This is a genomic window from Pedobacter jejuensis (assembly GCF_003725795.1).
Taxonomy (GTDB): domain Bacteria; phylum Bacteroidota; class Bacteroidia; order Sphingobacteriales; family Sphingobacteriaceae; genus Pedobacter; species Pedobacter jejuensis.
The window spans coordinates 37,675-59,684 of sequence record NZ_RBEE01000004.1; the positions used below are offsets into that span (position 1 = coordinate 37,675).

Sequence of the window (22,010 nt, forward strand, 5' to 3'; positions counted from 1 at the left end):
CCTGTTACGAGTCCAGACTTTTAACTGGCAACCCATAACTGGCAACTTTTGTCTATTCATATTTAAGCGCATCAACCGGATTTGCTTTTGCTACTTTAACTGATTGTATGCTAACTGTTAACACTGCAATAATTACTGAAATACTTACAGCAGCAATAAACGGTAAGGCCGAAATCGAAACCCGGTATTCGAAAGCAGATAGCCATTTATTAATGATGATATAAGCCAACGGAAATGCGATGAGATTAGCAATAGCCACCAGTTTGATAAAATCTTTATTTAAAAGCGTAAGAATATTTGCTGTATTGGCGCCCAAAACTTTACGGATGCTGATTTCTTTTTTGCGTTGCTCTGCCATAAAAAGTGCTAAACCCAACAAACCTAGGCATGAAATAAAAATGGCAAAGCCACCAAACCAGTTAGACAGTGTGCTCAGGAGTTTTTCATTTTGAAATTTGACTTCAAAAGATTCATCAACAAATTTGCGATTAACCGGGTAATCAGGTTCTATTTGTTTGATTAAATTATCTATACTTTCGAGTGATGAACTAATATTTTGATTGGGATTTAAACGGGCAATAATCACCTGAACATCATCCATGTAACTCGGATAAAATATCATTGGAGCAACTTTTTGATAAGCACTTTCCACAACAAAATCTTTAACCACACCAACATTTGTCTTTTCTACATCCCAATACCGAATTTTAGCACCAATGGGATTCTTGAGATTCATCATCTTGACTGCAGCCTCATTAAGCATGATGCTATTGCTATCTTTTTTTGATACCGTTTCAAGTGCCCTTCCAGCTGTTAATTCTGTTCCGATTGTTTCGATAAAATCATTGCCAATTCCTCTATTGTTGAATAAAATAGATTCGCCTTTCGTTTTGCCTTGCCAATGTACATCTGTAGTATTATTTCCAGTTTCGGTAATGTCTTTGCTAAAAAATGTTACTCCTGTTGCTGCACCTGATTTTAACATTTGAGTTTTTAGTAATTCTAACTTACTTCTATTACCCATTTTACCCTGAACCGCAATTTGAACTAGGTTTGATTTATTGTAACCTATTGGCTTATTTTTGACATAAGAAAGCTGCTGATAAATTACCGCTGTACAAATAATTAAACAAGCCGCAAAAACAAATTGAATTACTACCAAAACCTTTCTAATGGATACTGAAGAATCTGATTTAATTTTTAATCCTTTTAGTACTTTAATTGCTTCGAACGACGACAGGTATAATGCAGGATAACTTCCGGCCATTAATCCCGTAAAGATTATTAAGCCTAAAAATGTTCCCCAGAAAGTGACGTTGTTGTAATCAATTTGTAGTTTTATATTCAATAAATTATTGAAATACGGCAAGCTTACTTCAACTAGAATAAAAGCAAAAACACCTGAAAGTACAGTAATAAAAACTGATTCTAGAAAGAACTGCCCAATTAAAGATTTTCTTGTTGAGCCTATCGCTTTGCGTATACCAACCTCTTTTGCTCTACGCTCGGAGCGGGCTGTAGATAAATTCATAAAATTTACACAGGCAATTAAAAGGATACAAAAGGCTAGCAATAAGAATATTTTAAGTTGCTCTATTTTGCCGCCAACCGATTTTCCATTTTGAAAATCATCGTACAAATGCCATTTGGTTAATGGAAACAAAAGTGCCTCGGCATTATTACCTTGTTGATTGCGTTTGTAAATGCCTTTCATATCGGCATTTGCACCATCCAAAAACTTATTATCTTTAAGTTGAACAGCGGTTAAGCACATATTATTTCCCCAATTTGGATCTTTCGCCCAGGCTTCTCGTTTAATAAAAAGTGCCCAAGGTGCTAGGCATTCAAAAGTGATGCTGTTATTTGCAGGCACATCTTCAATTACAGCTTCAACTTTGAGCAAGTCTTGGTTCTCAAGCTTAATGGTTTTGTTTATTGGGTCTTCATTTCCGAAAAGTTTTTTCGCCAAAGACTCTGTAAGGATTATAGTATTTACATCTCTCAGCGCTCGTTCTGGGTTCCCTTTGATAAATTTATAATCGAATATTTTCAAAAATTTTGGATCCGCAAAATTTAGATTAGCACTTATTTTATTGTCGCCAACTGCAATTAATTTCCGACTTGGATAACTGGCATGTGCTGCATATTTCACACCTGGAATTTTAGCTGCAACTTCATCAGCCATAACATTTGGGGTCCAAGCAAAACTAAAAATCTTACCATTTGCAGCAGAATTTTGATAAACAACGTAAGTTTTATCACTATTTGCAAATTGCTTATCATAGCTCCACTCATAAGCTACGTACAAGAGCAAAACCATGCAACTGGCTAAGCCAATGGCTAATCCACCAATATTTATCAGTGAAAACCCCTTGTTTTTCCAAAGGTTGCGCAAAGCGATTTTTAGGTTGAGTTTGAACATATTTTAATATCAAGTATTTAGTAACCTCTCCCCCGCCCTCTCCTTGAGGAGGGAGCTGGATGTGCTGTTTTGTAATTTTACAGTATTGGTGGCCTTTGCAAGGCACTTTAGTCTTTGGTCTTTCAGCTTTAGTCTTTCAGCTTTAGTCTTTCAGCTTTTTCAAGCGCCTTTTCCGAATCTTCCCATCCAGGAAGATTCGGTTGGCTTATCATTAACTAAAACTATTTTTCTAATGGTTGTAGGGTTTTGGCGCTTACCTTACGCCTCAAACCTTTTACCTTAAACCTCTTTCTATATCAGTTCCTCGTTTCTACTTTTATTTATCTTTTCTGAAACCACATGACCATCTTTCAGATTGATAATTCTGTTAGAGAAACTTGCATCGTGGCTGGAGTGCGTTACCATTACTATCGTGGTTCCCGTTTCATTTAATTCGCAAAGCAGTTCCATTACTTCGTTCCCATGAGAACTATCCAGATTACCAGTAGGTTCATCGGCCAAAACCAATTTCGGTTTGGTAACTAAGGCCCTTGCTACGGCAACCCGTTGTTGCTGACCGCCCGAAAGTTGCTGTGGAAAATGACCGCTACGGTTTACAATGTTCATTCTTTCTATGATTTCGTTAACCAGCGTTTTGCGCTCCGATGCCGGAATTCTATTGTAAATCAATGGCAATTCGATGTTTTCGAAAACAGTCAGTTCATCAATTAAATTGAAATTCTGGAAAACAAATCCCATATTTCTTTTACGGAAATTAGAACGTTCTCTGTCATTCAAAGTCAAAAGTTCGGTGTCTATAAACTTATAACTTCCACTTTCGGGTTTGTCCAATAAGCCCATAACATTTAACAAAGTAGATTTTCCGCAGCCTGATGGCCCCATGATGGAAACGAATTCGCCTTCTTTTACATGAAGATTGATGCCATTTAGCGCTGTAGTTTCTACTTCTTCAGTTTTGTAAACTTTTTCCAGATTTTCTATTTTTATCATGAAGAGATTTATTTGATGGTAAGTTTAATGTTATTTAATTGAGCCTTTTTTAATTCAACTTCAAAATCCTTTTCACCAAGCTTTTTGTGGTACATTCTGAATGTATAATTTCCTGGTTTTAATTGAATTTCAGATGTTTCTGACTTTAACGGTACATTGAATTTTAGATTTCCATCTTGCAACAACTCAATTTTTTGGAGAATAGATACATCTCCAACGATGGTGAAATTAGCTTTAGCCAAATTTTGGTTATTATATTTTGCAGATTTGCTAAAAATGTTCATTTCATAGCTTATGCCATTCTTAGTATCCATCCAGTTGGCCTCTTTCTTAAAAAGGCTTTGAGCATTTGCTAGCAATGAGCAAGCAGCTAATGCAATGGTTATTAGTATTTTATTCATAGTATTTATTTGTTAATTTCAATAAGATCGTACTGATTAAATTGGTCGTAAGATGAGGTAATAACTTCATCACCCTTTGCCAACCCATCCAATATTTCATAATACAGATAATTCTTCCTACCGATTTTCACATTTTTCTTTGTTGCTTTACCATTGTTTACCACAAACACCCACGAACCGCCTGTACTTTGAAAAAACTGTCCTTGACCCAAAAGCAATGATTTGCTGTTATCAGATAAGGTTAACTTCGTTTGTAAGGACAAGCCGCGGCGTAAACCTTCGGGTGCAGGACCTTTAAAAACCATTTCTACCTGAAACTGACCTGCAGTAACCTCTGGAATTACCTTGCTAACCGTTAAATTGTAAGTTTTGCCATTAAATTCGCAGCTGGCCGTTTGCCCTTCTTTAACACGATTAATGTAGTATTCATCAACGCCAGCCTGCAATTTGTAACCTTGCAAAACATCAATTTTTCCAATCATTTCATTGGAATTATATGATTTACCAATTACCGGGTCGTAAGAAGAGAGCTTACCCGAAACTGGTGCTTTGATGGTCATGTTTTCGATATTTTTGCGAATCATTTCCAAGCTTTCGTTCATTTGCCCCATCGATTGGTCGATTTGTGCCAATTGCATTTTACGGCTCTGGTTTTCTTGCTTAATCGCCTGGCGAACGATTTTAAGTTTACCTTGATAATACTCGTAATCCTGACTGGATTTATTAAATTCTTGAAGTGTGATTACTTTTTTGCTGAACAGATTGCTATCCAATCTGTATTGACGGGTTGCAGTGCGCAAATTATTTTCTACATCCAATACATCCTGATTTAAAACCCTTTGGTTTTGCTCTAAATCTAACCTTGATTTACGTAACTGGTTAATTTGTTCAGTAGCCGCGGTTTGACTTGACGTGTAACTTAGCATGGCGTTTGAATTTGCAATGCGTAATAAAGGTGTACCCTTTTGCACAGACGCTCCGTTTTCGGTATAAATTTCAGCAACGGTTCCACCTTCCGACGAACTTACAATAACCGAAGTTAACGGAACAACACTTGCATTTAATAAAACTACATCTTCAAAATCGCCATATTCTACTTTACTTATGGTTAATTTATCGGCATCGGCAGTATATGTTTTTTTAAGTGATAAGGTATAGCCATAAATTACGACTGCTACAAAAGCAATCGCCCCACCTATAATAATTAAGGTTTTAGTGCTAAATCTTTTCTTCTCTATTTTCTTATCCATTGTTCGGTTGTAGTATTCGATTTGCTTAATAACCAAGCTTGTGCCAAAAGCCAGATACATATTTAAACAATTGAAAATCAATTATTTAAATATTATATAAAAATTTTTATGTTCGTTATCGAACAGTTGATGTGCGAGAGCGGACAGTTTGATTATTTTTGGTGGAAGAACCTCACCCCTTCATCCCCTCTCCTTGAGGAGAGGGGGCGAGAAGCAAAATTAGCATCGAGGTTAAAAACACTTTACCCAAAATCCCTCTCTTCAAGGAGAGGGACAGCATACAAAAACAAATACCACCACCTTTAATAGGACGATGTTAATTTATAAATAAATATATGTTAGATGCCACAGTTTTAATCATCGATGATGATGACGATATTCTTTTAAGTGCCCGATTGTTTTTAAAACAGCAGGTTAAGCAAGTAATTACCTGCAAATCGCCTAAAGAAATTAATGTATTGTTGAGCAAAAACGAAGTTGATATTATTCTTTTGGATATGAACTATCAAAAAGGTGCAAGCGACGGCAGAGAGGGGATTTATTGGTTAGAACACATTTTATCTATAGATAAAGATTATGTAGTGATTTTAATGACAGCCTTTGGTAATGTTGAACTTGCTGTGAAAGCAATTAAAAAAGGTGCTACAGATTTCATATTAAAACCATGGGAAAACGAAAAGCTTTTTGCTACCATTTCTGCCGCATCTAAACTTCGCGAATCGAATAGAAAGGTAAAAAAACTGGAAAAAATCCATTTATCTCTGCAAAAAGATATGACCCGAGGCTTCGAAAACATTGTAGGTAAAGCAGGGGGAATAAAACAGTTGCAAAACACCTTATTGAAGGTTGCGCCAACTGATGCCAATGTGTTAATATTAGGCGAAAATGGCACTGGAAAGCAGGTTTTTGCTTATGAAATTCATGGAAATTCGCAGCGTAAAAATCAGGTTTTTATGCATGTCGATTTAGGTTCTTTAAATGAAAATCTTTTTGAAAGCGAGCTTTTTGGTTATGCAAAAGGGGCATTTACCGATGCAAAAGAGGATAAACCTGGTCGTTTTGAACTTGCCGATGGTGGAACAATTTTCTTAGATGAAATTGGAAATTTAACCTTGCCGCTTCAAGCAAAACTTTTAAGTGTTTTACAAAACCGAACGGTTACGCGATTGGGCGAAAGCCGCGAAAGAAAAATTAATGTTCGATTAATTACCGCTACAAATATGCCATTGAACGAAATGGTGGCTAAAAATACATTCAGACAGGATTTGCTCTTCCGCATTAACACTGTTGAACTTTTATTGCCACCTTTACGCAAACGAGGTACAGACATTTTACTATTAGCCAATCATTTTATGCAGGTTTTTAGTTCAAAATATCACAAAGAAAACCGAAGTTTGAGTGCAAAAGCAGAAGATATGCTTTTGAATTATAAATGGCCGGGCAACGTTCGCGAGTTGCAGCATGTTTTAGAACGGGCTGTAATTATGAGCGATGGTAAAGAAATTTCGGAAGAAGATTTGCAGCTAAGTCCGCAGCGATTTGCACAAAACACAGCAATGCCAGATGAAATGGCACTTGGCGATATGGAAAAAATGATGGTGCAAAAAGCCATCGACAAGCATAAAGGAAATATATCAAAAGCCGCAGCAGAATTGGGTTTAACCCGTGCAGCTTTATACAGAAGAATCGAGAAATTTGGAATTTAGGCTCAAAGCAGAAGACTAAAGCAGAAAGCTTTGGACTTTTCACTTTAAGCTTTTAGCTTATTAACATGTTCTACAAACGCTTTACTTTCCGTTTAATTTTTCGGTTGCTGGTGATCAATTTACTGGCTTACCTCCTGTTTTACTTAATCAAAAATACTCAGCTTTGGTTCACCATTATTGGTGTCAGTTTAATTTTGCTTGGAACAATTATTTCGCTTTATTATTACATCAATGAAATCCGTTCGGATATAAAACGCTTCATTTTAGCGGTAAAAACCCGCGACCATACCCTGAATTTCAAAAACAAAGCTACAAAAGGGAGTTTTCCAGAACTGTATGAATCCTTTGGAGATATTTTGCAGGTGCATAAACAAATTCGGCTGGAACAAGAGGCCATGTTTCAGTTGATAAAAACCATTTTAGAACAGGTTCCGGTGGGTGTAATTGTAGTTAATAATACAAAAACTACAGATGGAAACGAAGAAATAGCATTTTTTAATCAAGCAGCTTCTACTCTTTTAGGCGTACCGGCGTATAAATATTGGCATCGTTTAAAACAACATCTACCTGCTTTTTCAAACGAAATTGAGCAAATTGCTGCTGGCGGGAAAAGGTTTTTGGAACTTAAAATTCAGGATAAACTCATACAACTTTCTACAGAAGTTATCCCACTAAATCTTTACTCAAAAAATTATACCATCATTAGTTTTCAAAATATTAAAGATGAGATTGAACAAAAAGAAACGGAAGCCTGGAATCGCTTAATTGGTGTTATTTCTCATGAGATATTAAACTCCATCACCCCCATCAGTTCATTATCTGATACCATTAACAGCATGGTTAGTGATAAACAGAATTTAAATGCTGATGAAATGGAGGATTTAAAAACAGCACTCCAAACCATTAAACGACGTTCATCAGGATTGCTGGATTTCGTGAAGGATTACCGTCTAATTGCCGAATTACCAACACCAAATCTCGAATCGCACACCATTGGCGAAATTTTAAAGCATATAAAAGTATTGATGCAGCCATTTGCGAAGGTTAAAAATGTGGTATTGGATGTAGAACAGACTTCTTCTAAAATCACAGTACAGCTTGACTTAAAATTGATAGAACAGGTTTTAATTAACCTGATTACAAACAGTATTTATTCGGTAGAGGAAAAAGAAAACCCACACATTTCAGTCAATTATCGATTGGAGCATACTAAACTTTATATCGATGTAACCGATAACGGAAAGGGAATTGAATCTTCCGATTTGGAGAAAATTTTCGTTCCCTTTTACACCACCCGTAAAAATGGTTCGGGCATTGGCTTAACCATCAGCAGGAATATTATGAAAATGCATCGCGGTAGTATTGAAGTTATTTCTGCACCAAACGAGCAAACAACTTTCTCTTTATTATTTAATTATGTGTAGTTTTTGCTTTTCAAAAATTTGAATGCGAACGTTTAATTTCACCGGTTTTTTAGTTTTTTTTAAAATCATTTCAATGTGCTTTTAAAACAAAATTCAAACAAAAACTGTTTAAAGCGCTTTTATTTATGTGGATACATCAAATACAAGCATGAAGACAGTTATAATTTCGAACCGACTACCCGTTAAAATCATCGAAAACAATAACGAGTACACTTTTATTCCAAGTGAGGGCGGCCTCGCAACTGGTTTGGGAGATGTGTACAAAAACGGCAATTCCATTTGGATTGGCTGGCCAGGAATTGAAGTTCCTGAAGAAAGACAACAAGAAGTAATAGATAAACTTTCCAAACTTAACCTCTATCCAGTTTTTTTAACTCAGGATGAAATCAATCTTTATTACGAGGGCTTTTCTAATGAAGTTTTATGGCCGGTTTTCCATTACCTCGTTACCTACGCACATTACGAACAAAGCTATTGGGATTGCTATAAATCAGTAAACAAAAAATTTGCTAAAGCAGCCTTAAAAGTACTTTCAGATAAAGATAAAATATGGATTCAGGATTACCAATTACTCCTTTTACCAGGCATTTTACGCAACAAACTTGCGCAATCAACCATTGGCTTTTTCCAGCATATCCCCTTCCCATCTTATGAAATATTCAGGCTAATTCCCTGGCGTGATGAATTGTTAAATGGCATGCTGGGTGCAGATTTAATTGGTTTCCATACCTATGATGATGTTCGTCATTTCTTAAGCACCACAACAAGATTGTTGCCTGTAAATTCATCAGCAAATATATTAAGCAGTAACGATAGGCAAATCGTGGTAGAGGCATTCCCAATGGGAATAGATTTCGATAAATTTTCTAACCTCACTTCAAAAGATGAAGTTCGGAAAGAGATTGAAGATTTCAGAGCAGGGAAAGAAAACATGAAAGTAATTTTATCGATTGATAGATTGGATTACAGTAAAGGAATTCTAGAACGACTGAAAGCAATTGAGCTATTATTACAACTTCACCCGGAATATATTGGCAAATTTGAGTTGTACATGATTGTGGTTCCATCTAGAGATACCGTTCCGCAGTACCGCGATTTAAGAGATCATATAGACCAATTTGTGGGTAACTTAAATGCCCGATATCGTTCTGTAAACTGGATTCCGATTAACTATTTCTACCGCTCGTTTCCAATCGAAATCTTGTCTGCACTTTATGCTACCGCAGATATTTGCCTGGTAACACCAATGCGGGATGGGATGAATTTGGTAAGTAAAGAATATGTAGCAAGCAGAAACAATAACGATGGTGTACTTATTTTAAGTGAAATGGCTGGCGCATCTAAAGAATTAACGGATGCTGTAATTGTAAATCCAAATAACCTTGGCGATATAATGGAGGCTATTGTTGTGGCCTTAAAAATGCCTTTAGAAGAACAGCAAACTCGTATGAAAGCCATGCGAGAAGTAGTAGAAAAATTCAATGTTAAACATTGGGTTAATAATTTTATTTTAAGACTTAACGAAGTGAAAGATTCTCAAAACTCATTATTGACCAAACATGCGGTTAATTTAATAAACGAAAACATTACTAAACAATACAATGAAACATCCAGTAGGGTTTTATTTCTCGATTATGATGGAACACTGGTGGATTTCGCAGGAAATATTGATGATGCATCGCCTGATGAAGAACTTTATAGCTTGCTTGAAAAACTAACTGCTGATGATTCGAACAAAGTGGTCATTATAAGTGGGAGAAGAAATGAAACACTAGAAAATTGGTTCGGGCATTTAAAGGTTGATTTAATTGCCGAGCATGGTGCCTGGCAAAAAGCCTATGGCGATAAATGGAATTGCTTGCCCTTACTTACCGACCAATGGAAACAAGAAATGAAATCCATTTTAGAAACCTACACAGACAGAACACCAGGTTCTTTTATAGAAGAAAAAAGTTATTCGTTAGTTTGGCATTACCGCAAAGCGGATGAAGGATTGGGCGATTTAAGGGCAAATGAAATTGTAAGTCATTTAAAGATTTTAGCTGCTGATAAAGGTTTACAACTTATGCCGGGAAATAAGGTTATTGAGTTTAAAAACATGGAAGTAAATAAAGGAAAAGCAGCACTAAATTGGCTTTACAATAAAAATCCTGATTTTATTTTAGCTTTAGGCGATGACCACACTGATGAAGATATTTTTAAGGCTTTACCAAACAATGCTTTCACCATTAAAGTTGGAAACAACATTTCAGAGGCCAAATATTACCTGAATGATTATAAAGAAGTAAGGAAATTATTATGGAGTTTGGCAGACTCAGTAGTGAAATAACGAGCTAATTTAGTTTTGACAAATTTAATAGGCAATAGGATATTAATTTGTCAAAACTTATTAAGAATACCAACGATTTACGCTGCGTAAATTTTCTTAAATCTGCGAGAGATAACTAAAAAAGGCAAAGCTTTGACAACTTTTTTACCAAGCAAAATATATAGAAAGTTGTCAAAGCTCATATTAATTATGCGGGAGATAATTAAAAAACGCAAAGCTTTGACAACTTTACTAAGCAAAATGAATAGAAAGTTGTCAAAGCTCATATTAAATCTTCGGGAAATAATTAAAAAACTTCAAAGCTTTGACAACTTAACAAGTGAAATGTATGTAAAGTTGTCAAAGCAAAAAAGCGAAAGAGTTTTTTATAATTCTATAAAAATATCGGTCTATCCAATTTTATCGCTATTCGATATGCCGCATTCATCAAACCAACGTGACTATAGGCTTGCGGAAAATTTCCCCACTGGCTTCCAGTTTTGGCATCAACATCTTCACTAAAAAGCAGTAAGTGATTGCAATATTTTATAATATTTTCAAACTCTTTAATTGCTTCATCGGTTCTGCCGACGCAAGCCAATGCCTCTACGTACCAAAAAGCACAAATTAAAAATGTCGTCTTCGGCTTTCCAAAATCATCAGCATGAATGTAGCGATAAAACAAACCATCTTCTGTTTTCAGTTCTTTTTCGAGGGCAATTAAATGGTCTTTAGCTCTATCCGATGATGGGTCGAGGTAATTCATCATAATCAATTGTAAAGTACTTGCATCTAAATGCGAGCTACCAACTGCGTTCGTATAAACTTTTCTTTCCGGGTCGTAACAAGCCTCAATATGTGCTGCAGCTTTATCAATTAAAACTTGCGCTCTATTTTCAAAATCCTGATTTCCAATGGTTTTAGCCATTTTTAATGCCGCTTGAGCACCAGCCCATTGAAACAAATTACTGTAACAATGTACATTGGCCATATTTCTAAATTCCCAAATCCCAGCATCCTTTTCATCAATTGTTCTTTCAATTTTTGATAAAACACTTTCAATCCATTTCACAGAATCGCTACGCTCGGAGAATACGAAACGATGGTCGGTATATAGTGGCAGCATCGATATCAAAACCTGCCCATAAATATCATTTTGGATATGCTCATAAGCTTGGTTACCAATTCTAACTGGCTGTTCGCCTTTGTAACCTTCTAAATGGTCTAAAGTGTTTTCTGTGATTTCACGTTCACCAGCAATACCATAAAGTGGTTGATATCTCGTATCCCCATTATCAGAAATATCGGATAGATAATTAAAATATTTCTCCATTTCTTCAAAATGACCGATGTGGTTTAATGAAGTTAGCACATAGTGAGAATCTCGCAACCAGCAATAACGATAATCCCAGTTTCTGGTACTTCCTGGCGATTCGGGTAAACTCGTTGTACTCGCAGCGATAAATGCGCCTGTATCTTCATATTGATGGATTTTTAAAACCAACGCCGAACGAATTACGAATGGTTGGTAAAAGCCAGCAATGGATGAATGTTTAATCCACAAACGCCAATACCCAATGGTTTCGCGAAGAAAATTTTCTGCGGTGCTTATTACAGGAGCCTCCAAATTATGACCATATGTCATGATAAGGTATTTTGCCTCGTTTAAAACAAAAGCATTTTCATCTAAAATATAGTTTGTAGATACATTCGTACTTAATCTAACATTTTCATCACCACAAGAATAATCGATATGATTACTGCCCCTTGTTGCTCGCATTTCTTCCTTTCCGTAATCACAAACAGGTTTGCATTTGATTATTATTCTTGGGTTTCCTTCCAGAGGTTCAATTTTTCTGATGAACATTAAAGGTTTAAAATACCTATCGTAAAGGCGAAAACGAGGTGCAAAATCGGTGATGCGATATTTACCATCTTCTGCTTTAATTTCGGTTCTTAATACATTTGTATTTTCGATGTAGTATTGGTTTGATGAAAATTCGCCTTGAGGAAGAATCGAAAATTCACCACCCTTTTTATTATCCAACAGACTACCGAAAATAAAAGAACTATCAAAACGAGGCCAGCAAAGCCAAGATACATCTGTATTTTTATTTACGTGTGCTATAAATGCGCAGTTCCCTATAATTCCTGTTTGATACAGATGTTTTTCGGCCATAAGCTATTTTTAATTTATTTACTACACTAACAAGCCTGTATCAAAAATGTTGGCTAATATTAAATTTTTAACGAATTTAAAGGATTTACAAAAAAAACCTCACCCTATGAAAGTTCACAAGTTTAGGTTAGTTCAGTAAGCCCTCTCCTTGAAGAGAGAGAAACAAAGTTTAGTGGTGTACCCCAACTAGAGCATAACTTGTAAATCTTTCCATTGATAGGAACTGTCCTTTATTAATAAGCCTGATTGAAGTGAAAAGCCCGTAGCGCAGCGAAGGCTTGCAACGAAAAGCAGGGCTGCTATCGGCAATGAAATGCTGAACGTAAACTTCCAAAAAAAAACCTCACCCTATGAAAGTTCAGATGTTTAGGTTAGTTCAGTAAGCCCTCTCCTTGAAGAGAGGGAAACAAAGGATGGTGGTTATAACCCAACTAAAGCTTAGCTTTTAAATAATACGTTGGCATAAACTATCCCTTTGTTAATAAGCCTAATTGCAGTGAAAAGCCCGTAGTGCAGCGGAGGCTTGCAACGAAAAGCAGGGCTAAAATCGGCAATGAAATGCTGACCGTTAACTTCCAAAAAAAACCTCACCCTATGAAAGTCCGAAGTATAGGTTACTTAAGTAAGCCCTCTCCTTGAAGAGAGGGAAACAAAGTTTAGTGGTGTACCCCAACTAGAGCATGACTTGTAAATCTTCCCATTGATAGGAACTGTCCTTTGTTAATAAGCCTGATTGCTGTGAAAAGCCCGTAGCGCAGCGGAGGCTTGCAACGAAAAGCAGGGCTGCTATCGGCAATGAAATGCTGAACGTTCACTTCCAAAAAACATTTAAATTTACTAATGTTGAACATAAAGATTATTTACAAAAAAAGCCAATTCCGATAACGAAACTGGCTTAGTTAATGATAAATATTTATTTTAAATTACTGTTCCACTTGGTAAAACAGCGCCTTTCTTAATTACTACGATACCGTCTTTAACGGCATATAGTTCAAAATCCCCATCTTCCAAATGTGTACCGCCATTAATTTTAACGTCATTACCAATTCGGCAATTCTTATCTATGATAGCGTTGTTAATGTAGCAACGGTCTCCGATTCCAATTAGTGAATTTCCTTTACTGGTTTCCGATTGAATTTCTTCAAGCGTTTGATAACGGTCGCTACCCATTACGTAGGTATTGGTAACTACGGTATGTTTGCCAATACGGGCACGAATACCTAATACAGCGTGTTCAATTCTACTTGCTTGTATAATACAACCCTCTGCGATAATTGCCTTTTCTAGAGTTGTACCAGAAATTTTTGATGGTGGCAACATCCTCGCCCGGGTAAATATGGTGTGATTGCTATCAAACATATTAAACTTCGGAATCTCATCAGTTAAGCCTAGATTGGCTTCAAAGAAGGATGAAATATTACCAATATCGGTCCAGTAACCTTCGTATTGATAGCTTAAAACCCTGCTTTGTTCGATGGCTCTAGGTAAAATTTCTTTACCAAAATCTTTTTCCTCTTCGTTTTCATTTAAGATATTGATAAGATACTCACGATTGAAAACATAAATACCCATCGATGCAAGGAAGTTACGTCCTTCACCTTGCATTTCAGCACCAGTATCAGAAACCCAATCTTCCAAGCCTGTTTTAGGTTTTTCGATGAAAGAAGTGATCATGTTTTCTTCATCTGCTTTTAAGATACCAAAATCAGTAGCATCTTTAGCGGTTACCGGGATTGTTGCGATGGTAATTTCTGCATTAGCCTCGATGTGTTTTTCAATCATCTCTTTAAAATCCATCTGGTACAATTGGTCGCCAGAAAGAATTAAAATGTAATCGAACTCATGCGAAACAATATGGTGCATACATTGGCGCACCGCATCTGCAGTTCCTTGAAACCAGCCGGCATTTTGTACCGTTTGCTCTGCCGCAAGAATATCAACAAAAGCCGTACTAAAATGGCTAAAGTGATACGTATTTTTAATGTGTTTGTTTAGGGATGCCGAATTAAACTGGGTTAACACAAACATACGGTGGATGCCAGAATTTAGGCAATTAGAAATTGGGATGTCTACCAACCGATACTTTCCTGCAATTGGAACTGCAGGTTTTGAGCGTGTTTGTGTTAATGGCGATAATCTAGAGCCCTGGCCACCGCCAAGGATAACGCCTAAAACTTTGTCAGTCATGTTTAAGCTTATTTTAATATTTGGTATAATTGTATGTAATTTGTTGCTGCTTTATCCCATGAATGGTCTATTTTCATCATGGTTTTACGCACTGCTTTAAAAGCTTTTTTATCATTGTATAAATCTACAGCTCGATTTATGGCCTGGGTAACATCCCAAACGCTGGTTTGGTCGTGGCATATGCCGAAACCTCCATCACCAATATCAACTACTGTATCTTTCAAACCACCTACCCTTCTTACAATCGGAACAGTTCCATATCGTAGAGCGTAAAGTTGATTTAAACCACAAGGTTCTACCCTCGATGGCATTAAGAGAAAATCTGCACCGGCATACATTTCGTGTGAAACCTGCTCATTGTAACCAATGTATGCGTTGTATTTTCCTCCGTAAATATCTTTCAGCTGATTCAATCTGCCTTCTACCCAGTTATCTCCCGAACCTAAGACCAAAACATTGATATTGTCGCCGTGTTGCTGTAGAGCTGAATAGAAAATATCTGGCAGCAAATCTGCTCCTTTTTCATCAACCAATCTACCTATAAAAGTAAAAAGTGGTTTAGAAGAATCTAATTGAAAAACATCGCAAAGGGATTTTTTGTTTGCTTGTTTGCCGGTTTCTACTGTTTTTAAATTGTAACTTTTACCTAGCATTGGGTCTGTTTCCGGATTCCAGACTTCTGTATCAATTCCGTTCAAAATCCCAACCGATTTCCAGCGTTCTTGTCTCAGCAAGGTTTCCAAGCCACGGGCATTGCCCATCATTTCATCCAAATAACTTGGCGAAACCGTAGTAACTTTCCAAGCACATTTTATTGCAGCGGCTAGTGGATTTATTGCATCTTCCCATCCTAATAAGCCGCCCTTCCATAAATCGAAAGCTGGTAAATAGTATAATTTTTCCCAACCAAATTGACCTTGATATTGTGCATTGTGGATGGTTAAAACCGTTGGAACTTTACTTATCGCCTGATATTTCAAACAGTTTGCAACCATAAAAGGAATTAGTCCGGTATGGTGGTCATGACAATGAATAACATCCGGGCGGTGTTCCCATTGTGCAATCCAATCTAAAGTTGCAATTTGAAAAGCCACAAAACGTTCAGTATCATCTGCATAGCCATAAACATTTGGCCTATCTGTTAAACCTTGAATATGAATTAAATATAAATCAAAACCTAGTTTATTGGTTTTTTCCTTTAAAACCCGGTAAGAAAAGTGATGATTTCCATAATTAGACCATGCATCGTAAGTAACCTCGAAATCGCTTTCGCGAATAAATTTTGTATCGTATGCAGGAACAACCACTTTGGCAATGTGGCCTATTTTATTTTGGTATTTTGGTAAAGCCCCAACCACATCAGCTAATCCGCCAACCTTTGCAGCAGGGTAACACTCGGCGCTTATATGTATAATTTCCATCAAATATTTGGTGTAGATAACTTTAGTAAGTTACTAATTGTTTTGTTTTTTGCAAATAATGAAAAATAATTTTTTGATGGGAATTTTTAGTAGTTATTTAAAAGATTTGAATCTAAATTTTTAAGAATCTTAGATCTTCATAATGTCTTCTTTGTTTTAAGGATAATGATTGAGATTTATTTATATGGATTTTTTTTGGAAGTGAACGTTCAGCATTTCATTGCCGATTGCAGCCCTGCTTTTCGTTGCAAGCCTTCGCTGCGCTACGGGCTTTTCACTGCAATCAGGCTTATTAACAAAGGACTGTTCCTATCAATGGGAGTTATCTAAAAGTTATGTTTTTATTGGGTTAGAACCACAAATCTTTTTTTCTCGCTCTTCAAGGAGAGGGCTTACTGAATTAACCCAAACTTCTGAACTTTCATAGTGTGGGGTTTTTTTTTGGAAGTGAACGTTCAGCATTTCATTGCCGATTGCAGCCCTGCTTTCCGCTATAGCACCAATGAAAAATTGGCGGCTGTCGCTTCAATCAGGCTTATTAACAAAGGATATTTCCTATTAATAGAAGCTATTTATAAGTTATGTTTAGGTGGGTTTAAACCACTAATCTTTGTTTCCCTCTCTTTCAGGAGAGGGCTTATTGAATTAACCCAAACTTCGAACTTTCATAGGGTGAGGTTTTTTTTGGAAGTGACCGTTCAACATTTCATTGCCGATTGCAGCCCTGCTTTTCGTTGCAAGCCTCCGCTGCGGTACGGGCTTTTCACTGCAATCAGGCTTATTAACAAAGGATAGTTCCTATCAGTGGGAGTTATTTATAAGTTATGTTTTAGTTGGGTTAGAACCACTAATCTTTGTTTCCCTCTCTTTAAGGAGAGGGCTTACTGAATTAACCCAAACTTCTGAACTTTCATAGGGTGAGGCTTTTTTTGGAAGTGAACGTTCAGCATTTCATTGCCGATTGCAGCCCTGCTTTTCGTTGCAAGCCTTCGCTGCGCTACGGGCTTTTCACTGCAATCAGGCTTATTAACAAAGGACTGTTCCTATCAATGGGAGTTATCTAAAAGTTATGTTTTTATCGGGTTAGAACCACCACCTTTTGTTTCTCGCTCTTCAAAGAAAGTGCTTACTGAATTAACCCAAACTTCTGACCTTTCATAGGGTGAGGTTTTTTTTTTGAAGTGAACGTTCAGCATTTCATTGCCGATTGCAGCCCTGCTTTCCGCTATAGCGCCAATGAAAAATTGGCGGCTGTCGCTTCAATCAGGCTTATGAGCAAAGGTCAGTCCCTATCAATGGGAGTTATTTCTAGGTTATGTTTTTATTGGGTTAGAACCACAAATCTTCGTCTCCCTCTCTTCAAGGAGAGGGCTTACTGAATTAACCCAAACTTCTGACCTTTCACAGGGTGAGGTTTTTTTTGGAAGTTTACGGTCAGCATTTCATTGCCGATTGCAGCCCTGCTTTCCGTTGCAAGCCTTCGCTGCGCTACGGGCTTTTCACTGCAATCAGGCTTATTAACAAAGGTCTGTTCCTATCAATGGAAATATTTACAAGTTATGTTTCATTGGGTTAGAACAGCAAATCTTTGTTTCCCTCTCTTTAAGGAGAGGGCTTACTTAATTAACCCAAACTTCAAACTTTCATAGGGTGAGGTTTTATTCCCCAGCCATTATTTCGTAGAAATCTCGAATTGGTTGAAACTGTGGATGAAGCGAAACTACATCACCAAAAACCAATAGAGCCGGTGCTGTAATTTTTTTGTCTTCCACAACTTCAGCTATGGTATCAACAATGCCTACAGCTATTTTCTCATCGTGGTTTGAACCATTTTGAATCACCGCGACTGGCAGTAAACCTTTGCTTTCACTTTGAAAAATGGCGGCTATTTCTTTTACCTTTTCAATTCAATTAAGCACTACAATAGTTGCTTTTGTTTTAGCGGCAATATATAAATCTTCAGAAATTTCACCTTTAGCATTCGTTCCTGTTACCGCCCAAAAGCTTTCGCTTAAATCTTTGTAAATCATTGGTATTTTTTGCAAGCTAGGTGCACCAGTTGCACTAGAAATACCTGGAATGATTTCAGTTGGAATGCAGTAAGATTCTGCAGCGTCAATTTCTTCGTAACCTTTAGCAAAGAAAAATGGGTCGCCGCTTTTCAAACGTACCACGTGACCATAATTTAAAGCATAATCCACAATCAGTTTATTTACAGCGTCTTGCGAAAAATCTTCGTCGTCACTACGTTTACCTACATAAACTTTCGGGATGCCATCCGGTGCATGACAAAGTAAAGCCTCGTTCACATTTGCATCATACAAAACAACATCCGCTGTTTTTAATGCTTTAACACCTTTTAAACTAAATAAATCCGGGTCGCCAGGACCAGCACCTATCAATGTAATTTTGGGTTCAATGTTCGCTTTTTCTACTTTACTTAAAATCATAACAAAAAAAATTAGCTCGTGATAATTCCGATTAACTAGCCAAATATACAAAGTCTATAGAAATTGTAGTAATTTATTTTAAAATAATTTAGCTTGATTTTAAAATCAACTTAACAGCCTGATATTTAACTGGATAAATTTTACTTACAAGGTACTTCTTCGAAAGTAAATTTCCCTGCCTCATAATTAATCGGTTTACCTTTAACGAAATAAGACCTACCTAAGGTGGTTTCTATTTGAGCTACGCCCATGATCAACTTACCATCTTTCTTTAAAAATGCCAGCGGATTAGTGAAGGCTTTTGTTGTATCTGCACCAGTATTAAATCGGTAATCAACTAAGAGCGTATCGCCATGAAACTTGCCATCAATTTTGCCATTGTTTTGCGGCTTTTCACCGTATTTTATTAATAATGAACCCGTCACTTTGCCCGATGCCATTGTTTTTACAATCATGGCTGCACTATCTTTTTCAAAAGATGCAGCATAGCATTTCTCATTCAAAACAGAATCTGCTTTGGCAATGTCTGCCTTCCTATCAGATGAATTACAAGCGTACATAAATGGGAATGCTGCAAAAGCGAGGCAAATAATTTTATTTTTCATGATTTAAATTTTAGGATTGTTTAAAGGTTAAATATATAAACACGATGAAATGTTTTAATGAATTCCATAAGTAAATTGCTACATCAAAATATTATTTTCTGGGACAATGGCTGGTGGTAAATCAGTTTCGTCGAGCATATCCCGCATATCAATTTCAATTGTCCTGGAAATATTGGTTATTGGAACATCGTTCGCACTACCTTCAAACGGATTGGTAGAACTCTCTCCTACTACATCTAATGAATTAAAAACCCAAGTTAACAAGATTGCAAATGGAATATTTAACCAGATAGAATAACCTTCTATTAGCGTTCCTGTGCCTAATTTATTAAAATCATTCAATAATCCATAAGGTACTAAAAACACAAAAAGATTTAACATAATCGTTGCTATCGAAGAAAAATGCCTTGGATAAGGAAAATTTTTAATTCGTTCTGCTTTACCTTGGTTATCGTAAAACCCGGTAATTGCATTTTGTAAAGATTGGAGTTGAAGTTCAGATAAAGCTCCTTTGGCAACTAATTGATTTATATGTTTTGATTGTAAAGCCATCAACTGTGTAGCCTTGTTTTTCTTCGTTAAAATATAAGTCAATTCATCTGCAGAAAGGTATTTCGCTAACACATCTTCTAATTTATCCGTTTTTTCTGCTGTGTGATAATTCCTGGCATATTCGATGTTCCTTAAATCATCCATATTTTCCCAGGCACGTGTTTCTCTTAACTGGAAACGCAAAGCCGTTAACCATGCAAAGTGGCGATAGAAGATAATTTGCACATCTTGTTTTTTATCTTTTGAAGAAAGAAAATCTCTTATCATTACCCCAAAAGCCCGACTTCCATTGATGATTCCGCCATAAATTTGGCGAGCCTCCCAAAGCCTGGCATAGCTTGCATTGTTCTTGAAACTAATAATAAAAGAAACCGCAGTACCTAAAAGCGCCACCGGAACCCATGATATTGAGAGGAAAGTAAAGTTAAAAAAGTGATAGAGAACCGTAGGAATAATGGCCAAAATGGCTAAACGGTAGATGTCTCTGCGAGTCCATATAATAAATTCGAAAAACGTGTATTTTTTCCCAGCGTGCATAGTTTTGCTATTTATTTATTCGGGATGTTTGTTTGGGGATAGGCGAAGGTAAAGAAAATGTTTTGAACCACCTTAGACAAGACATCCAGGAAATTATAGGCAGCATTTTTAAATCATCTAAAAGAAAAACGGGGCTATCGTTACCGATGCCCCGCTGAAATTGCTTTCCCTCTAAATTTAGAGTTTTCATTATGATATTTGGTTATGGTTCTTTAGAATTTTGCCAAAAACATCGCCCATCACACATCTGCCAATTTTAAATTATTCAACTGCCGCTCTAAACATCAGCGCTCCAACTGTTAAATTCGTACGACTATCAATCAAAATCGCCGAACCATTGGTACGATTATCATCATATAAATCGAAAGCAAGGGCATCAGCTGTTTTTAATATCACTCTGCCAATATCGTTCAGTTTGAACTCGTCTGCCGCATGTTTCTCTAAAGTGTTAATATCCACTTTGTGCAGAATTTCACTGATTTTACATTTGGTGGTTTTGCTGTTATGCTGAATCAAATACATTATCGAGGTATCCAAAGCACGGGCATCCATCCAACATAAATCGGCCTCAATTAATTTTGATTCTTGTGGTAAGGCTGCAGCATTTACAATGGTATCACCGCGACTAATATCCACATCATCCTTTAAATGAATGGTAACCGATTGACCCGCATGTGCAACATCAGGATTTTGGTCGAAAAACTCGATTTTTTCTATCGTTGAGCTTGCACCTGATGGCAAAATAGTAACCTTATCATTTAAGCTAAATGTACCACTTAAAACCCGTCCGGCATAACCACGGTAATCATGCAGTTCTTCTGTTTGAGGGCGGATAACCCATTGCACAGGCATCCGAGCCAGTTGAGACTTATCTAAATTATCGGTATCAATTTTTTCTAAGAAATGCAATAAACTTTCGCCTTTGTACCAATCCATACGCTCCGAATTCTGAACAATGTTATCGCCCTTCAAAGCACTAACCGGAATGTAATTTACCTCCACCAGCTTTAATTGTTGCGCCAGAATTTGATATTTATCGATGATTGAATTGTAAACATTCTCGCTATAATCTACCATATCCATTTTGTTGATACAAACTACAATGTGTTTAATCCCCAATAAAGAAACCAGGTACGAATGGCGAATGGTTTGCTCTACCACACCGTTTCTGGCATCGATTAAAATAATGGCCAAATTCGCTGTCGATGCGCCGGTAACCATGTTTCTGGTGTATTGAATATGCCCTGGCGTATCAGCTATGATGAATTTTCGCTTTTCCGTTTGGAAGTATTTGTAAGCTACATCAATCGTAATTCCTTGCTCACGCTCGGCTCTTAAACCATCTGTTAAAATGGCTAAATCAATAGTTCCATCATCGTTTTTGCGGTTAGAACTTTGTAAGGCCTCTAACTGGTCGGCTAAAATGGAATCTGTATCATACAACAAACGGCCGATTAAAGTACTCTTACCATCATCTACACTGCCTGCTGTGAAAAATTTTAATATGTTCATGTTTTTCAGATTTGAGATAATAGATATGAGATGTTAGACCGCTGTAAGTCACAAATCTCAAATCAC

The 22,010-nt window shown here is 36.7% G+C and carries 15 protein-coding genes; 4 read left to right on the forward strand and 11 right to left on the reverse strand.

Translation table 11 applies throughout. The annotated features are described in order from the left end of the window. Nucleotides 1-52 precede the first annotated feature (52 nt). The 4 genes from D7004_RS02825 to D7004_RS02840 all read right to left on the reverse strand — a co-directional run bounded on the left by D7004_RS02825 (nucleotide 53) and on the right by D7004_RS02840 (nucleotide 5,063). Complete coding sequence (locus D7004_RS02825; protein ID WP_123204362.1) at nucleotides 53-2,422, reverse strand: ABC transporter permease; 2,370 nt, start codon at nucleotides 2,420-2,422, stop codon at nucleotides 53-55. Between the two features lie 291 nt (nucleotides 2,423-2,713). Further along, entirely contained in the window at nucleotides 2,714-3,412 is a 699-nt protein-coding gene (locus tag D7004_RS02830; protein WP_123204363.1) for an ABC transporter ATP-binding protein, read from the reverse strand. An 8-nt stretch (nucleotides 3,413-3,420) separates the two neighbouring features. After that, a complete protein-coding gene (locus D7004_RS02835) occupies nucleotides 3,421-3,813 on the reverse strand; it encodes a hypothetical protein (protein WP_123204364.1) in 393 nt (130 codons plus the stop codon). 5 nt (nucleotides 3,814-3,818) lie between these two features. Next, entirely contained in the window at nucleotides 3,819-5,063 is a 1,245-nt protein-coding gene (locus D7004_RS02840; protein WP_123204575.1) for an efflux RND transporter periplasmic adaptor subunit, read from the reverse strand. A 108-nt stretch (nucleotides 5,064-5,171) separates the two neighbouring features. On the opposite strand from D7004_RS02840, the gene D7004_RS20480 reads away from it, so the two are divergent. The 4 genes from D7004_RS20480 to D7004_RS02855 all read left to right on the forward strand — a co-directional run bounded on the left by D7004_RS20480 (nucleotide 5,172) and on the right by D7004_RS02855 (nucleotide 10,522). Further along, complete coding sequence (locus tag D7004_RS20480) at nucleotides 5,172-5,369, forward strand: hypothetical protein (RefSeq protein WP_148042739.1); 198 nt, start codon at nucleotides 5,172-5,174, stop codon at nucleotides 5,367-5,369. Nucleotides 5,370-5,398: 29 nt separating this feature from the next. Next, on the forward strand, nucleotides 5,399-6,769 hold the full coding sequence (locus D7004_RS02845; protein WP_123204365.1) for a sigma-54-dependent transcriptional regulator: 1,371 nt from the start codon (nucleotides 5,399-5,401) through the stop codon (nucleotides 6,767-6,769). A 65-nt stretch (nucleotides 6,770-6,834) separates the two neighbouring features. Then, nucleotides 6,835-8,193: a sensor histidine kinase gene (locus tag D7004_RS02850; RefSeq protein WP_123204366.1), complete on the forward strand. Its 1,359-nt coding sequence runs from the start codon at nucleotides 6,835-6,837 to the stop codon at nucleotides 8,191-8,193. Between the two features lie 148 nt (nucleotides 8,194-8,341). After that, entirely contained in the window at nucleotides 8,342-10,522 is a 2,181-nt protein-coding gene (locus D7004_RS02855; RefSeq protein ID WP_123204367.1) for a bifunctional alpha,alpha-trehalose-phosphate synthase (UDP-forming)/trehalose-phosphatase, read from the forward strand. A gap of 373 nt (nucleotides 10,523-10,895) precedes the next feature. Here D7004_RS02855 and D7004_RS02860 read toward each other — a convergent pair whose 3' ends face one another. From D7004_RS02860 to D7004_RS02905, 7 genes are all read right to left on the reverse strand, one after another. Then, nucleotides 10,896-12,680, reverse strand: coding sequence for a glycoside hydrolase family 15 protein (locus D7004_RS02860; RefSeq protein WP_123204368.1), 1,785 nt, complete (start codon nucleotides 12,678-12,680; stop codon nucleotides 10,896-10,898). 918 nt (nucleotides 12,681-13,598) lie between these two features. Beyond that, nucleotides 13,599-14,867, reverse strand: coding sequence for a glucose-1-phosphate adenylyltransferase (locus D7004_RS02865; protein WP_123204369.1), 1,269 nt, complete (start codon nucleotides 14,865-14,867; stop codon nucleotides 13,599-13,601). 8 nt (nucleotides 14,868-14,875) lie between these two features. Further along, nucleotides 14,876-16,288 carry a glycogen synthase gene (locus D7004_RS02870; RefSeq protein WP_123204370.1) on the reverse strand — a complete coding sequence of 471 codons (1,413 nt, stop codon included), beginning with the start codon at nucleotides 16,286-16,288 and terminating at the stop codon, nucleotides 14,876-14,878. Nucleotides 16,289-18,195: 1,907 nt separating this feature from the next. Then, nucleotides 18,196-18,738: a uroporphyrinogen-III C-methyltransferase gene (locus tag D7004_RS02885; protein ID WP_341867661.1), complete on the reverse strand. Its 543-nt coding sequence runs from the start codon at nucleotides 18,736-18,738 to the stop codon at nucleotides 18,196-18,198. Nucleotides 18,739-18,878: 140 nt separating this feature from the next. Further along, on the reverse strand, nucleotides 18,879-19,343 hold the full coding sequence (locus D7004_RS02890; RefSeq protein ID WP_123204373.1) for a hypothetical protein: 465 nt from the start codon (nucleotides 19,341-19,343) through the stop codon (nucleotides 18,879-18,881). Between the two features lie 78 nt (nucleotides 19,344-19,421). Further along, the gene (locus D7004_RS02895) at nucleotides 19,422-20,432 is read right to left on the reverse strand and encodes a bestrophin family protein (RefSeq protein ID WP_123204374.1); all 1,011 of its coding nucleotides are present in this window, start codon (nucleotides 20,430-20,432) and stop codon (nucleotides 19,422-19,424) included. Between the two features lie 261 nt (nucleotides 20,433-20,693). Next, nucleotides 20,694-21,944, reverse strand: a complete 1,251-nt coding sequence (locus D7004_RS02905) for a sulfate adenylyltransferase subunit 1 (RefSeq protein WP_123204376.1) — start codon at nucleotides 21,942-21,944, stop codon at nucleotides 20,694-20,696. Nucleotides 21,945-22,010: the final 66 nt, after the last annotated feature.